This window comes from Leisingera thetidis (genome assembly GCF_025857195.1).
Classification (GTDB): Bacteria; Pseudomonadota; Alphaproteobacteria; order Rhodobacterales; family Rhodobacteraceae; genus Leisingera; species Leisingera thetidis.
In genome coordinates this window covers 675,920-691,479 of sequence record NZ_CP109787.1, presented here as the reverse complement: position 1 = coordinate 691,479, position 15,560 = coordinate 675,920, and the positions used below count along the sequence as shown (strand labels likewise).

12 protein-coding genes are annotated in these 15,560 nt (G+C 64.1%); 7 read left to right on the top strand and 5 right to left on the bottom strand.

Features of this window, described 5'->3' with window-relative positions:
* Positions 1 to 123 precede the first annotated feature (123 nt).
* From lpdA to OKQ63_RS03315, 7 genes are all read left to right on the top strand, one after another.
* Positions 124 to 1,506 carry a dihydrolipoyl dehydrogenase gene (lpdA, locus tag OKQ63_RS03345; RefSeq protein WP_264212556.1) on the top strand — a complete coding sequence of 461 codons (1,383 nt, stop codon included), beginning with the start codon at positions 124 to 126 and terminating at the stop codon, positions 1,504 to 1,506.
* A gap of 18 nt (positions 1,507 to 1,524) precedes the next feature.
* Positions 1,525 to 2,475: a lipoyl synthase gene (gene lipA / locus OKQ63_RS03340; RefSeq protein ID WP_264212555.1), complete on the top strand. Its 951-nt coding sequence runs from the start codon at positions 1,525 to 1,527 to the stop codon at positions 2,473 to 2,475.
* A gap of 19 nt (positions 2,476 to 2,494) precedes the next feature.
* Positions 2,495 to 3,865 carry an alanine/glycine:cation symporter family protein gene (locus OKQ63_RS03335; RefSeq protein ID WP_264212554.1) on the top strand — a complete coding sequence of 457 codons (1,371 nt, stop codon included), beginning with the start codon at positions 2,495 to 2,497 and terminating at the stop codon, positions 3,863 to 3,865.
* A 69-nt stretch (positions 3,866 to 3,934) separates the two neighbouring features.
* A complete protein-coding gene (gcvT, locus tag OKQ63_RS03330) occupies positions 3,935 to 5,032 on the top strand; it encodes a glycine cleavage system aminomethyltransferase GcvT (RefSeq protein WP_264212553.1) in 1,098 nt (365 codons plus the stop codon).
* Positions 5,033 to 5,054: 22 nt separating this feature from the next.
* A complete protein-coding gene (gene gcvH / locus OKQ63_RS03325; RefSeq protein WP_264212552.1) occupies positions 5,055 to 5,420 on the top strand; it encodes a glycine cleavage system protein GcvH in 366 nt (121 codons plus the stop codon).
* Positions 5,421 to 5,480: 60 nt separating this feature from the next.
* On the top strand, positions 5,481 to 8,339 hold the full coding sequence (gene gcvP / locus OKQ63_RS03320) for an aminomethyl-transferring glycine dehydrogenase (RefSeq protein WP_264212551.1): 2,859 nt from the start codon (positions 5,481 to 5,483) through the stop codon (positions 8,337 to 8,339).
* Positions 8,340 to 8,440: 101 nt separating this feature from the next.
* Positions 8,441 to 9,445, top strand: a complete 1,005-nt coding sequence (locus OKQ63_RS03315; RefSeq protein WP_264212550.1) for a helix-turn-helix domain-containing protein — start codon at positions 8,441 to 8,443, stop codon at positions 9,443 to 9,445.
* 69 nt (positions 9,446 to 9,514) lie between these two features.
* Here the strand turns inward: OKQ63_RS03315 and OKQ63_RS03310 are convergent, their stop codons facing one another.
* The 5 genes from OKQ63_RS03310 to OKQ63_RS03290 all read right to left on the bottom strand — a co-directional run bounded on the left by OKQ63_RS03310 (position 9,515) and on the right by OKQ63_RS03290 (position 15,558).
* Positions 9,515 to 10,810 (bottom strand): ABC transporter permease, encoded by a 1,296-nt coding sequence (locus tag OKQ63_RS03310; RefSeq protein ID WP_264212549.1) that lies wholly within the window; start codon positions 10,808 to 10,810, stop codon positions 9,515 to 9,517.
* Positions 10,807 to 11,727 carry an ABC transporter permease gene (locus OKQ63_RS03305; RefSeq protein ID WP_264212548.1) on the bottom strand — a complete coding sequence of 307 codons (921 nt, stop codon included), beginning with the start codon at positions 11,725 to 11,727 and terminating at the stop codon, positions 10,807 to 10,809. Before OKQ63_RS03305 ends, OKQ63_RS03310 begins: the two co-directional genes overlap by 4 nt.
* A 13-nt stretch (positions 11,728 to 11,740) precedes the next feature.
* On the bottom strand, positions 11,741 to 12,853 hold the full coding sequence (locus OKQ63_RS03300; protein ID WP_264212547.1) for an ABC transporter ATP-binding protein: 1,113 nt from the start codon (positions 12,851 to 12,853) through the stop codon (positions 11,741 to 11,743).
* A 171-nt stretch (positions 12,854 to 13,024) separates the two neighbouring features.
* On the bottom strand, positions 13,025 to 14,149 hold the full coding sequence (locus tag OKQ63_RS03295) for an extracellular solute-binding protein (protein ID WP_264212546.1): 1,125 nt from the start codon (positions 14,147 to 14,149) through the stop codon (positions 13,025 to 13,027).
* Positions 14,150 to 14,493: 344 nt separating this feature from the next.
* Positions 14,494 to 15,558 (bottom strand): quaternary amine ABC transporter ATP-binding protein, encoded by a 1,065-nt coding sequence (locus OKQ63_RS03290; RefSeq protein WP_264212545.1) that lies wholly within the window; start codon positions 15,556 to 15,558, stop codon positions 14,494 to 14,496.
* Between the last annotated feature and the right edge of the window lie 2 nt (positions 15,559 to 15,560).

Here is a 15,560-nt window from a genome sequence, read left to right as displayed (position 1 = left end):
GGTCAAAATTTCCGTGATCGTACTTTTTGTTTGCAAAAGGGGAAAAGTTTCCTATAGGAGACGCAACGTCGTATACGGCTGAATACGTGCCGGTCCTGGACCGCATTTCGGAGGAGAAATCACATGAGCGCATTTGATCTGATCGTGATCGGAGCCGGTCCGGGCGGTTATGTCGCAGCAATCCGCGCAGCTCAACTGGGTATGAAGGTCGCCTGCGTCGAAGGCCGCGGTTCCCTCGGCGGCACCTGCCTCAACGTCGGCTGCATCCCCTCCAAGGCCCTGCTGACCTCCTCGGCCAAATATGCCGAACTCTCGCATCTCTCCTCCCATGGCATTGCGGTCGAGGGGGCCAGCGTTGACTTTGGCGCGCTGATGGCGCGCAAGGACAAAATCGTCACCGATCTGACCAAAGGCATCGGTTTCCTGTTCAAGAAGAACGGCGTCGACCTGATCGAGGGCTGGGCCAGCATACCCGCCCCCGGCCAGGTGCAGGTGGGTGAAGAGACCTATACCGCAAAGAATACCCTCATCGCCACTGGCTCGGAGCCCAGCCCCCTCCCCGGTGTGGAAATCGACGAGGTGGACGTGCTGAGCAGCACCGGTGCTCTGGCGTTGGACGCCGCGCCGGAACATCTGGTGGTGATTGGCGCCGGCGTGATCGGGCTTGAACTCGGTCAGGTCTGGTCACGCCTTGGGTCCAAGGTAACGGTCGTGGAATACCTCGACCGCATCCTGCCCGGCATCGACGGCGAGATTGCCAAGCTGTCCCAGCGGGCGCTGACCAAGCGCGGGTTGAAATTCCAGCTGGGCCGCGCATTGAAGTCAGTCGAAAAGGGTGGAAACGGCCTGACCCTGACCCTCGATCGCGTCGGCAAGGACAAGCAGGAGCAGATCGAAGCCAACAAAGTGCTGGTCGCCATCGGCCGCCGCCCGGTGACCCGGGGGCTGGGCCTTGAAACGCTGGGCGTTTCCCTCAACGCCCACGGCTTTATCGAAGTGGATGAGCGCTTCTCCACCTCTGTCCCCGGCATCTATGCCATCGGTGACTGCGTGCCCGGCCCGATGCTGGCGCACAAGGCCGAGGAAGACGGCGTCGCCTGTGTGGAAATGCTGGCAGGCGAGCACGGCCATGTCGATTACAACACTGTTCCGGGCGTGGTCTACACCGATCCCGAAGTCGCCTCTGTCGGCCAGACAGAAGAAGCGCTGAAGGAAGCCGGCACCGAATACATCAGCGGCAAATTCGCTTTCATGGCCAATTCCCGCGCCCGCTCCACCGGCGAGACCGACGGTGCCGTCAAGGTGCTGGCCACCCCGGAGGGCAAGATCCTCGGCGCCCATATCTGCGGCGCGCATGGCGGTGATTTAATTGCAGAATTGGTGCTTGCCATGACCGAAGGTGCTACTATCGAGGAAGTTGCACGGACCTGCCACGCACACCCGGCGATGGGGGAAGCGGTGAAAGAAGCCTGCCTGGATGCGCTTGGCCGGGCGATCCACGCCTGATCCGGAGGGAGCTGCCAGATGACGATCCAGTTAAGACCCCGCCACCCGGAAAAGGCCCACAAGGCCGACAGCGCCATCCCGCGCAAGCCCCGGTGGATCCGCAAGAAGAAGATCGAGAGCGCGGAATATTACGAAACCCGCAGGCTGATGCGGGAGCATGACCTGGCAACCGTCTGCGAAGAAGCCGCCTGCCCCAACATCGGCGAGTGCTGGTCCAAGCGCCACGCCACCATGATGATCATGGGCGAGGTCTGCACCCGCGGCTGCTCCTTCTGCAACGTAACCACCGGCAAGCCGGACACGCTGGACGCGTTCGAGCCGGGCCGGGTTGCGGCGGCAGTCAGGAAACTGGGCCTGCGCCATGTGGTGATCACGAGCGTGGACCGCGACGATCTGCAAGATGGCGGCGCCGATCATATCGCCCAGACCATCCGCGCCACCCGGCACCAGAACCCGGGCACCACCATCGAGGTGCTGACCCCGGATTTCCTGGGCAAGGGCGCGGCGGCACAGGCGGTGTTCGAGGCCGCACCGGACGTGTTCAACCACAATCTGGAAACCGTGCCGCGCCTCTATCCGCGCGTGCGCCCCGGCGCGCGCTATTACACTTCGCTGCGGCTGCTGGACGATGCCAAGCGCGCCAATCCGCAGCTGTTCACAAAATCCGGCATCATGGTCGGCCTGGGCGAGACCCTGGACGATGTGCGCCAGGTGATGGATGACCTGCGCGCCGCACAGGTCGATTTCCTGACCGTGGGCCAGTACCTGCAGCCCACCCCCAAGCACCATCCCGTAGACCGTTTCTGGTCGCCGGAAGACTTCGCGCAGCTGGAACAGATTGCCCGCGCCAAGGGCTTTTTGCACGTGTCGGCGACGCCGCTGACCCGGTCCTCGTTCCACGCGGATGAGGATTTTGCCGCCCTGAAAGAGGCCCGTCAGATGGCCTTGGCAAAGGGCATTCAACCTTAACGCAAGCGGGAGGAGACCCATGGAAGCGTTAAATTCAATCGTAGGAGCCGTAAACGGCGTGGTTTGGGGGCCGATGATGCTGGTCCTCATTCTCGGCGTCGGCTTCTTCCTTCAGGTCGGCCTGAAGTTCATGCCGATCCGGAAACTGGGCATGGGCTTCGGCCTGATGTTCAAGGGCCGTGAAGGCACCGGTGAGGGACAGATCACCCCGTTCAACGCGCTGATGACCGCCCTGTCGGCCACCATCGGCACCGGCAACATCGCGGGCGTCGCCACGGCCGTGTTCCTCGGCGGCCCCGGTGCGCTGTTCTGGATGTGGATGACCGCACTGGTCGGCATGGCCACCAAATATTCCGAAGCCGTCTGCGCCGTGAAATTCCGCGAACGCGACGAAGAAGGCAATTATGTCGGCGGCCCGATGTATTACATCAAGAACGGCCTCGGCGCGAAATGGGCCTGGCTGGGCGTCGCCTTTGCCGTGTTCGGCTCCATCGCGGCCTTTGGCATCGGCAACGGCGTGCAGGCCAATGGTGTGGCGCAGGTGCTGGAAACCAACTTCGGCTTCAACCCCTCGATCACCGGTATCGTGCTGATGGTGCTGACCGGCGCCGTGATCCTGGGCGGCATCACCCGCATCGGCGCGGTGGCTGGCAAGCTGGTGCCGTTCATGGCCGTCAGCTACATCGTTGCAGGCCTGATTGTGCTGGTCATCAACGCTGACGCCATCGGCGCGGCCTTCGGCCTGGTATTCACCCATGCCTTCACGCCGTCGGCAGCCGAAGGCGGCTTTGCCGGTGCGGCGGTCTGGGCGGCGATCCGCTTTGGCGTGGCGCGCGGCGTGTTCTCCAACGAAGCGGGCCTCGGCTCCGCCCCGATCGCCCACGCAGCTGCGAATACCAAAGGTCCGGTCAACCAGGGCCTGATCGCGATGCTGGGCACCTTCATCGACACCATCATCGTCTGCTCGATCACCGGCCTGGCGATCATCGCCTCCGGCGCCTGGACCTCGGGTGAATCCGGTGCGGCGCTGACCTCGCTGGCGTTTGAGACTTCGCTGCCGGGTATCGGCGGCTACCTGATCGCCATCGCGCTGTCGATCTTTGCCTTCACCACCATCCTGGGCTGGTCCTATTATGGCGAGAAGTGCATGGAATTCCTGTTCGGCGTCAAGGTCATGCTGCCCTACCGCATCCTGTGGATCATCGCGATCTACTTCGGTGCCACCGCTGACCTCGGCTTTATCTGGCTGCTGGCAGACACGCTGAACGCGATGATGGCCATCCCGAACCTGATCGCCTTGGCGCTGCTGAGCCCGATCGTCTTCAAGGTGACGAAACAGTTCTTCGCCACCGGCGGCAAGTCGGAAGAAGCCGGCCGCGCCGCGGAATAAGCTCCCCGGGAGGGTGCACATTGCGCCCTCCCCCACCCCGAAACCAGAATAATTCAAAGGCTGCACAGGATGACCGACGCCCCCAAACGCACCCCGCTTTATGACCTTCACGTCGAACTCGGCGGCAAGATGGTCGACTTTGCCGGCTGGGAAATGCCGGTGCAGTACCCGATGGGCATCATGGGCGAGCACAAGCAGTGCCGCGAAAAGGCCGCGCTGTTCGACGTCTCCCACATGGGCCAGGTGATCCTGCGCGGCGATAACGTGGGCGAAAAACTGGAAACGCTCTGCCCGCAGGCCTTTGCCGGTCTGAAAGAAGGCAAGGCGCGCTACGGCTTCTTCACAAATGACGATGGCGGCATCATGGACGACCTGATCGTCTCCAACGCCGGCGACCATTATTTCGTGGTGGTGAACGCCGCGCTGCGCCACCAGGACATCCCGCACATGCAGGCCAACCTGGACGGCGTCGACGTGACCGAGATCTTCGACCGCGCACTGGTCGCCGTTCAGGGCCCCAAGGCCGAGGACGTTGTCGGCGCGCTCTGCCCCGCCGCCCGTGAGCTGAAGTTCATGGAAACCACCGTGGCGGATATCGGCGGCGCCGAGTGCCGCATCTCACGTCTGGGCTACACTGGCGAGGACGGCTACGAAATCTCGATCCCGGAAGCCGACGCCATCCGCGTGTCCAAACTGTTCCTGGCCCATGACGACTGCGAACCCGCAGGCCTCGGCGCCCGCGACAGCCTGCGGCTGGAAGCCGGCCTCTGCCTCTACGGCAATGACATCGACCAGGCAACCTCGCCGGTCGAAGCGTCGCTCACATGGGCGATCCAGAAACGCCGCAAGGAAGAAGGCGGCTTCCCCGGTGCCGCCCGCATCCAGAAGGAACTGGCCGAAGGCCCGTCCAGGAAACTGGTCGGCATCAAGCCCGAAGGCCGCGCCCCCGCCCGCCAGGGTGTGGAAGTTCAAAGCCAAGGCGGCGATACTCTCGGCGCGATCACCTCGGGCAGCTTCGGCCCCACCGTCGGCGGCCCGGTCGCCATGGGCTATGTTTCGGCCGGCCACGCCGAGCCGGGCACCAAGGTGAACCTCATCATCCGAGGCAAGGCGCAGCCGGCTGAAATCACCGCGCTGCCCTTCGTCACCCAGAACTACAAACGCTAAGACATCATCAGGAGAGTCGAACATGGCCACCTATTATTCCGAAGACCACGAGTGGATCACCGTTGAAGGCGACATGGCCACCCTGGGCATCACCCAGCACGCCGCCGACCAGCTGGGCGAAGTGGTCTTCGTCGAGCAGCGCGAAGCCGGCGACGAGTTCGAAAAGGGCGGTGAGATCGGTGTGATCGAATCCGTCAAGGCCGCCTCCGAAATCTACGCGCCGCTGGACGGCGAAGTGGTCGAGGTCAACGAGGCCCTGGCCGACAATCCCGGCGCCCTGAACGACAGCCCGGAAGGCGACGCCTGGATTTACAAGATCAAACTGTCGGATGCCTCCCAGCTGGACGATCTGATGGATCTGGACGGCTACAAGGCCCTGATCGGCTAAGCACCCCTTCCCGCCGGGACCGCCCGGCGGGACCCATTGCCCCAGACAAGGACCTCTGAAATGGCCTTCAAACTTACCGATTACGAAGCCTACGACTTCGCCAACCGGCGCCACATCGGCCCGTCGCCGCGCGAGATGGCCGACATGCTGCAGGTGATCGGCTTCAAAACCCTGGACGAGCTGATCGACGCCACCGTGCCGCCCGCCATCCGCCAGAAAGAGGCGCTGGACTGGGGCCCGGCGATGACCGAGCGCGACGCCCTCTTCCACATGAAAGAGGTGGCTTCCAGGAACAAGGTGCTGACCTCGCTGATCGGCCAGGGCTATTACGGCACCACCACCCCGGCGCCGATCCTGCGCAACATCCTGGAAAACCCGGCCTGGTACACCGCCTATACCCCGTACCAGCCCGAGATTTCCCAGGGCCGCCTCGAGGCGCTCTTGAACTTCCAGACCATGGTCAGCGATCTGACCGGGCTGGATGTGGCGAACGCTTCGCTGCTGGACGAAGCCACCGCTGCCGCCGAAGCCATGGCGATGGCGCACCGCGGCTCGCGTTCCAAGGCGAACAACGCTGCCTTCTTCGTCGACAAGAACTGCCACCCGCAGACCATCGCCGTGATCCAGACCCGCGCCGAGCCTCTGGGCATCGACGTGGTGGTTGCCGACCCCGATGATCTGGACCCGGGCGCGGTATTCGGCGCCATCTTCCAATATCCCGGCACCTACGGCCATGTGCGCGATTTCACCTCGGAAATCGAAGCCATCCACGAGCACAAGGGCATCGCCGTGGTCGCCGCCGACATCCTGTCGCTGGCGCTGCTGAAATCGCCCGGCGAAATGGGTGCCGACATCGCCATCGGCTCCACCCAGCGCTTTGGCGTTCCGATGGGCTATGGCGGCCCGCACGCGGCTTATATGGCGACCACCGACAAGCTGAAGCGCGCCATGCCCGGCCGCATCATCGGTGTGTCGGTCGATGCGCGCGGCAACAAGGCCTACCGCCTGGCGCTGCAGACCCGCGAACAGCACATCCGCCGCGAAAAGGCCAACTCAAACGTCTGCACCGCACAGGCGCTGCTGGCGGTCATCGCGTCGATGTATGCGGTCTACCACGGCCCCGACGGCATCAAGGCCATCGCCCAGTCGGTGCACCGCAAGACCTCGCGCCTGGCTGCGGGTCTGGAAGAGCACGGCTTCAAGGTGGAACCGGAAGTCTTCTTCGACACCATCACCGTCGAAGTCGGCCCGCTGCAGAAAACCGTCATGGAAGCGGCGGTTGCCCGCGGCGTCAACCTGCGCAAGGTGGGTGAAGACCGCATCGGCATCTCGCTCGACGAGCAGACCCGGGCTGAAACCATCGAAGCCGTCTGGGGTGCCTTCGGCATCGCCAAGAAGGACGACAGCGTCAAGAACCGCGCTTACCGTCTGCCCGACTACGCGCTGCGCGAAAGCGAGTATCTGACCCACCCGATCTTCCACAAGAACCGGGCCGAGGCAGAGATCACCCGCTACATGCGCCGCCTCGCCGACCGCGACCTGGCACTGGACCGTGCGATGATCCCGCTCGGCTCCTGCACCATGAAGCTCAACGCGACCATCGAGATGATCCCGGTCACCTGGCCGGAATTCGGCAACCTGCACCCCTTCTGCCCGGAAGACCAGGCGCAGGGCTACCACCAGATGATCGCCGATCTGAACGACAAGCTGTGCCAGATCACCGGCTATGACGCGATCTCCCAGCAGCCGAACTCCGGCGCGCAGGGCGAATACGCGGGCCTGCTGACCATCCGCAACTACCATGCGGCCCGGGGCGAAGCGCACCGCAACATCTGCCTGATCCCGACCTCCGCGCATGGCACCAACCCGGCGTCGGCACAGATGGTGGGCTACAAGGTGATCCCGGTGAAGGCAGACGACAAGGGCAACATCGACACCGCCGACTTCCGCGCCAAGGCCGAGCAGCACAGCGGCAACCTCGCCGCCTGCATGATCACCTACCCGTCGACCCATGGAGTGTTCGAGACCACCGTGCAGGAGGTGTGCGATATCACCCATGAGCACGGCGGCCAGGTCTACATCGATGGCGCCAACATGAACGCCATGGTGGGCTTGTCGCGTCCGGGTGACATCGGCGGCGACGTCAGCCACCTCAACCTGCACAAGACCTTCTGCATCCCGCATGGCGGCGGCGGCCCCGGCATGGGTCCGATCGGCGTCAAGGCGCATCTGGAAGAGCACCTGCCGGGCCATCCGGAATACGGCACTGCCGTGGGCCCGGTCTCGGCTGCGCCATTCGGCTCGCCCTCGATCCTGCCGGTCAGCTGGGCCTACTGCCTGCTGATGGGCGGCGCGGGCCTGACGCAGGCGACCCGGGTGGCGATCCTCAACGCCAACTACATCGCCGCGCGGCTCAAGGAGGCCTACAAGATCCTCTACACTTCGGAGACGGGCCGTGTGGCACATGAGTGCATCCTCGACACCCGCCCGTTGGCGGACGAGGGCGGCGTTACCGTTGATGACATTGCCAAGCGGCTGGTCGACTCCGGCTTCCACGCTCCGACCATGTCCTGGCCGGTGGCCGGCACGCTGATGGTGGAGCCGACCGAATCCGAGCCCAAGGATGAACTGGACCGGTTCTGCGAAGCGATGCTGTCGATCCGCTCCGAGGCGCAGGACATCATCGACGGCAAGATCGACGCCGAGAACAACCCGCTCAAGCACGCGCCGCACACGGTGCGCGACCTGGTCGGCGACTGGGATCGTCCCTACAGCCGCGAACAGGCCTGCTTCCCGCCGGGCAACCTCGGTGTCGACAAGTACTGGCCGGCCGTGAACCGGGTCGACAACGCCTATGGCGACCGTCACCTGGTATGCACCTGCCCGCCAATGTCGGACTACGAAGAAAACGAGGCCTGATCCTCCAGGCTCCTTGCCCCGCCGGCCTGTCCGGCGGGGCATCCCGGCAGCCCTCCTGCATGGCTGCCTTCCTTTGCATGACCCGCTCAGAGGAGAGAATGATGTCCCGTCTCGAACCGCTGACCGTGCCAGCCTCCCGGCCAACTGCTGACAGCGCCGCACAGACCCGCTTCCACGATATCGAGATCATTCTGCCGCAGGCAGAGCCGCCCGCGGCGGCGCAGATGATCTGCGAAGTCTTCCGCGCCGCCAATGACCTGTTTCCCGGCAGCGGCTACCGCACCGCCGTGCGCACCCTCGGCCCGCAGATGCGCACCGCGCCCGCCGGCTGGAAGCCGCAGACCGTCATTTTCCTCGGCGGCATCGCTAGCCGCTGGCCGCTCAATTCCGGCGAGAAGGCCAGCCTGCAGCGGATCTGCCGCCAGGCGCAGCGCTGCCTGTTTGCCGGCAGCGCCATATTCCTGCTGCCCGAATGCGGCCTCAACGCCGCGATTGAGACCGCCGTGCATTCGAATTTTGCCGCCGCCGCGGAGGAAGAGCGGCTGACCTGCGCCCCGGCAGGCACAATGACCACCACCTCCGGCCGCATCTGCACTGCCGTCAGCAGCTTTGCCGCCCTGCGCCTGCTCGCGGGTTTCCTGCGCGCCGACCGCGGCCCTTTCATGGCCGATGCGGTCTGCGACTACCTTGGCCTGGCCTTTGGTCCCGCCTCGGAACAGTCCAAGGTCTCGCTGCAGCTGCGCCAGACCGCCGGCGGCGACGCGCTGGTGGTCAAGATCCTCGACCTGATGCAGCAGAACCTCGAGGAGCCTTTGCTGATCCGCGACATCGCCCGGCAGGCGGGCGTTTCCCCGCGCAAACTGGAGCGCCGCTTCCAGCAGAAGGCCCGCACCAGCCCGCTGGCCGCCTACCGCAAGCTGCGGATCGAAAAAGCACGCCAGCTCTTGCTGCACACCACTCTGCCGCTTGCCGAAATCGTCGCCGCCACCGGCTTTGGCTCGCGCAGCAATCTGACCGAATGGTTCAAGCGCGAATACAAAACCAGCCCGCAGGCCTTCCGCAAACAATATTACGCGGACCGCCACCCGGCAGGCTCCGCGGCCTGACACCCGCCTACCGCCAAAATGATAAAGGCGGCCCCAGGGCCGCCTTCTGTGTTTGTGACTTTGACCAGGTCAGTTGCCGGAGCCACTGTCCTCGTCTCCCGACAAAGTGCCGGGATCGAACACATTGCCGAAGCCGGAGCTGTTGCCCGCCCCGTTGCCCTGCGGTTCCTTCTCCGCTTCCGCCCCGTCATCGCTTTCCCCGGAGAGGTTGCCGGGGTTGAAGACGCTGCCGAAGCCGGAGCTGTTACCGCCGGACGGCACGCTTGGGGCCGGGGCTTCGCCCTGCTGCTCCAGCTGCTCTTGGCGGCGCAGTTCGCGCTGGCGGCGCAGCTCCTGGATGCGCTCCGCGGTCTCCAACCGCTTCTGCTCCTGCACATTGGCAATACACTGCGCCGGGCTGTAGACCGCGGCGGTGCCGACCACCGCCACCGTCGCACAGGCCACAGCCACCAGCGCCACCGCCGCGGCATTGGAGCTGAGGAAGCCGGGCAGCCGCAGCCTGCCGCTTTCCAGCTCCGCTACCGTGGCCTTCCTGCGCGCCGCCGCCACCAGCTCCTTGCGGCGCAGGGCGGCCTCATTGGCCAGCGCCGCAAAGACCGTCAGCACCACGATAATAAAGGCCAGCGCCGAGATCGCCGGGGTGATGCCGTAACGCACCTTCTGCGCCAGTTCGATAGTCAGCGTCGGGTATTCGCCAAAAGTGAAGGTGGTGGTGTTGTAGTTCTCGAAGCTTGCGAGGAAGGCCAGCACCGCAGCCGAGGCAATCGCAGGCCGCATGAACGGCAGGAGCACCTTGCGGAAGGCCTGGGCATGGGTGGCGCCGAGGTCCAGCGCCGCCTCGGTCAGCGCCACGTCATAGCGCTGCAGCCGCGCCACCAAGACCAGCATGCAGTAGCTGGCAATGAAGGTGGATTGGCCGATGATGGTCAGGAACAGCCCGTTGGACAGCCAGCTGTCCGCCCCCAGCCCCAGCATCCGGTTAATCCGGTCCCAGAACACCAGAGTCGAGATCCCCAGCACCACGCCCGGGATCAGGATCGGCGCGATGATCACGGTGTAGTAGGTCGCCCTGAGCTTGGGCCAGATCTGGGTCAGCATCAGGGCGCCCGCCAGCCCCATCGCCACCGACAGAACCACCGTGCCCGCCCCCACCAGGATCGAGTTCCAGATCCCGTTCAGGATCCGCTCGTCCCGGAACAGCGCCGAGAACCACTCGAAGGTCAGGCATTCCCAGGGTGTCATCCGCGGGAAGGAGGGCGAGTTGAAGGCGGTCGCCGACATGATCACCAAGGGGCCCAGCAGATAGGCAAAGAACACGCCCAGATAGACCCAGAGGCTCAGGCGCATGAAAGTGAGGCGTTTCATTTGCCGATATCCCCCATGTTGACCTTGAAGAGGCGCATGATGGCCAGAACAAGCAGGATACAGGTGACCAGCAGCACCACCGCATAAGCCGCGCCCTGCGGCCAGTCGGAGTTGTCATTGAACTGCTGGTAAATCAGCTGGGTGAACCACAGGGAAGACGGCCCGCCCAGGATCTGCGGTGCCGCGAGCGCGCCCGCCGACAGCATGAACACCATGGTGCAGCCCGAGGAGATGCCCGGCTTGGCATAGGGAATGACCACCCGCTGGTGGATCTTCAGCCAGCTGGCGCCCATGTCGCGCGCCGCCTCGATCTGGTTGCGGTCGAGGCTTTCGATCACATTGTAGATCGGGAAGATCATCAACAGGATGTAGGCATAGCCCAGACCCGCATAAAGCGCGATGTCATTGCGGATAAAGTCGAAAGGTGTGTCGAAAACCCCCAGCCCCACCAGCATGTTGTTCAACACCCCGGTCTCGCCGAAAATGATCCGCAGCGCAAAGGCGCGCAGGATTTCGTTGATCCAGTAGGGGATGATCAGCATCAGCGCGAAGATGCGGATGTGATTGCCCTTGGTCTGGGCCAGGTAATAGGCGATCGGGTAGCACAGGATCAGGTTGAAGACGGTCACGCAGACCGCCGCCACCAAGGTGCGGAAGAACACCTTGAGGTCGACCGCGTTATAGTCCTGGCTACCGCCCTCCGGGCCGTAGATCAGGTATGTGTAGTTTTCCAGCGTGTAGACGTCCCTTGGGCCGCCGATCTCCGGCGGCGGCAGGTTGGGACGGAACGAGAAGTCGAGCATCGACAGCTGCGGCAGGATAATGAGGCCGATGGTCCAGAACAGGACCAGACCCAGCATCAGGCTGCCCATGCCGGTGCCGTTGCGTTTGAAGAACTCCCTCAGGAAGCTTGGCATGGCGTGGCCCTCCTCATTCCGCGGCCAGCTCACCGGCCGGAACACAGACGGCGTTTTTCGTCTCGTATTCCAGGGTGATGTTCTGGCCGGTGTGGTCGCCGAAGGACTGGCCCAGGTTGGGGATCGAGACCTTCAGCGCCTTGCCGCCGTCGCCTTCCATGAAGATGTTGAAGGCATTGCCCTCGAACTCCTCGTGGTTGACGCGGGCGGTGACGAAATGGCCGCCGGTGGCCCCCTTGGGCGCCAGCGCAAAGGCCTCGGGGCGGATGAACATCATCGCCTCGTCGCCTTCCTTCATCCGGCCCTGGTTGGCGGTGGAGATCCGTGCCACCAGCTCGCCGGAGCGGTTGGTGGCAATCAGCGCCTCATCGCCCATGACGCGTTTGATTTTGCCGCGGAAGACGTTGTTTTCACCCACGAAAGAGGCCGCAAAAGCGGTGGCGGGATCGTTGTAGATGGTCTTGCCGTCACCGATCTGATCGATCACCCCCGCCTTCATCACCGCGATATTGTCGGACATGGTCAGCGCCTCGCCCTGGTCGTGGGTGATGTAGATGAAGGTGATGCCGACCCGCTGCTGGATTTCGCGCAGCTCGGTGCGCATGTGCTGGCGCAGCTTCAGATCCAGCGCCGACAGCGGCTCATCCAGCAGGAGCACATCCGGCTCGGCGCACAGCGCCCGCGCAATCGCCACCCGCTGGCGCTGGCCGCCCGACAGTTCCGACGGCAGCTTGTCGCCCTGCCCCGGCAGCGCGATCATCTCCAGGAGCTCGTCAGCACGCTTGCGGCGCTCGCGGGAGGAGGCGCCCCTGATCTCCATTGAGAAGGTGATGTTCTCCCAGACCTTCATCAGCGGAAACAGCGCCAGGTTCTGGAAGATCAGCGCGGTCGGGCGTTTGTTCGGCCCGATCCCCCGCATATCGCTGCCGCCGATCAGCACCCGTCCGCCGCTGGGTTCCAGAAAACCCGAGACCGCGCGCAGAATCGTCGTCTTGCCGCAGCCCGAAGGCCCCAGGAACGAGAAGAAATCCCCCCCATTGATGTTCACATTGGCATCGCGCACGGCAACAAAGTCACCGAAGCGGATCCAGAGGCTTTCGAGATCAACGCCGACCCCTGCACTCATTTGGCTTCTCCCCAGGGTGCAGGTCCCCAATCCGGTGGCGCGCCACCGGCCCCGCCAGGCCTGCTGCCCTTGTTCTATTGTTGATGGTTCCGCACCGCTCCGGCGGCCTGCCGGCGGCACGGCCGGCCCCCGGGGATGTCCCGGGGGCCGGTGTGAACAGGTGCTCAGGCGTCAGGCGCTCTTGAACTTGTTGACGAACTCGGTGCGCACGTCGGCGTACCACGGCGCCTCGGCCGGCCAGGGGTTCAGATTGGCCAGCGAGTTGCCCGGGTAGGCCTCTGCAAAGTTCTTCTTGTAGACATCGCCGGAGAAGCTGTCGGCGCCCAGCACCGGCGAGTTGTAGCCGTGGCTGTCGATCGCCTTGCCCGCGGGTTCCTGCTCATAAGCATAGTCGAGGAAGGCATAGACCTGCTCCTCGTTCTTGGCGCCCACCGGCATCGAGATGCCGTCGACCCAAGCCATCGCGCCTTCGACCGGCGCCTGGTAATGCACGGGTTCCCCTGCGGACTTCAGCGCCAGCGGCGGTCCGTCCCAGGTCTGGCCGACCACCACGCCCTCGTTCAACAGGCCGTTCTTCTGGGTGTCGGCGTCGTTCCAGATCAGCTTGATGCGGTCCTTGCGCGCCACGCACCAGTCGGTGACCTGGCCCCAGACCTTGCGCATGGTCTCCTCGTCCTCGTAAGCCGCCCAGATCGAGCCCGGCTCCATCTCGCCCGAGGCTTCCATGTAAAGCCCTGCGCCCAGCATCATCGAATGCGCCCGGCCCATGGTCTTGCCGGCGTTCTCCTCACTCCAGACATCGCCGTAAGAGGGCGCATCGCCCGCTGGCAGCCATTTGTCGGTGCGGTAGGCAATGCCCTCGGTGCCCCAGATATGCGGCAGCCAATGCACGCCCGAGCCGCCGAAACTCCAGGCATCGGTGCCGATCTTGGCCATCGCCGGGTTCACCGCGTCGATGTTGACCTTGCTCATGTCGAAGGGTTTCAGCAGTTCCAAGGGCCCCCACTGCAGCGAGCGGTTGTTGGTCGGCGAGACGATGTCAAAGCCCTGGCCCTTGGTGGCCTTCATCTTGTTGATGATTTCCTCGTTGGAGCCGATGCCGGTGTAATTCACCTTGATGCCGGTCTTGGCCTCAAAGCCGGAGATGAACTCCGGCGGCAGGTAGTCCGACCACATCAGGATGTTCACTTCCCCCGAAGACGCCAGCGCGCTTTTCGAATACAGCGGCGCCGCCAAAGCCGCAGCACCTGCGACCCGCAGCATTGAACGCCGTGAAATACTTGTTTTTTCAGCCATTTTACAATTTCTCCCTTTGGACTGGTATTTGTTATTCTTGTTGTTTGAACAGTGAAACCTTGCGGAGGCCCGGCGTTCTCCAACAGTGACAGTTTTAAAAAATGATAAGTCCAGTTTTTCTGCCACTTTTCCTCGCATGACGCCAGATTCGGCATGATTGGAGAGCTTCCGCGGCATATCCCTGTGTTGCAAGCCTCACCGCTGCCCCGGCAGTGTGCGCCTGACAGGGCGGGCCGTCAACGGCCACGCAACCTTTGCCGGATAGGGAGATTTTCCGCTCGCCTCTGGCCCGCACCAACGTGCGGTCCTTGGACACGGTGGCCTCAGGGCCGGATGCTGCCCGCTCAGGAAGCGATGGCGGTGTTCCGTCCGAGCGGCGGCGCGGAGGTGCAGGGCAGCAGGGCTGCCAGCAAATCACCGGTTTCGATGATACCGGAAACTTTGCCGTTCCGCATCACCGCAATGACGGCATCCGGCTGGCGGTTCACCCGTTCGATGACCGTCTCCAGCGTGTCGTTCCAGTCCACCTGCCCGGACACGGAGCCGGCCGCTGCCGCCTGCCGTGCGATGGCTCCGGCCCGCAGCACCCGGGCGCGGTTAATGCCGCGGACAAATTCCTCGATATAGGGACCGGCCGGACTCATCACGATGTGCTGCGGAGCGCCCTGCTGCACGACGGCGCCGTCCTTGAGAATGACCAGGTGATCCGCCAGTTTCAGCGCCTCGTCCAGGTCGTGGGTGATGAAGATGATGGTTTTGTGCAGCTCGGCCTGCAGCTCCAGCAGGAGATCCTGCATATCGGAGCGGATCAGCGGGTCGAGCGCCGAAAACGCCTCGTCCATCAGCAGGATACCGCTGTCCGCCGCCAGCGCCCGGGCAATGCCGACACGCTGCTGCATGCCGCCTGACAGCTGGCTGGGGTAGCGGCCTTCGAACCCTTCCAGCCCCACCCGGGCCAGCCACTTGCGGGCCTCCGCCTCATACGCTTCCCGCCGCATGCCGCGGATTTTCAGGGCGGTTGCCGCATTCTCCAGAACGGTCTTATGCGGCAGCAGGGCAAACTTCTGGAACACCATCGACATGGCGTTCTGCCGCAGGGCCTGCAGCTCTGCCGCCCCCATCGCCATGACATCGCGCCCGTCCAGCAGGATCTCTCCGGCGGTGGGTTCGATCAGCCGGTTGAGATGCCGGATCAATGTCGATTTACCGGAGCCGGACAGCCCCATGATCACCGTGATTTCGCCCGCCTGCATGCCGATGCTGATGTCCTGCAGCCCCAGCACGTGCTGATGCTGTTCCAGCAGATCCGCCTTGCTCAGGCCATGATCGCGGACCAGGGGCAGCGCCTCGCCCGGCCTGGCGCCGAAGATCTTGTAAAGGTTGCGGATGCTGATCTTTGGGGTGCTCATCG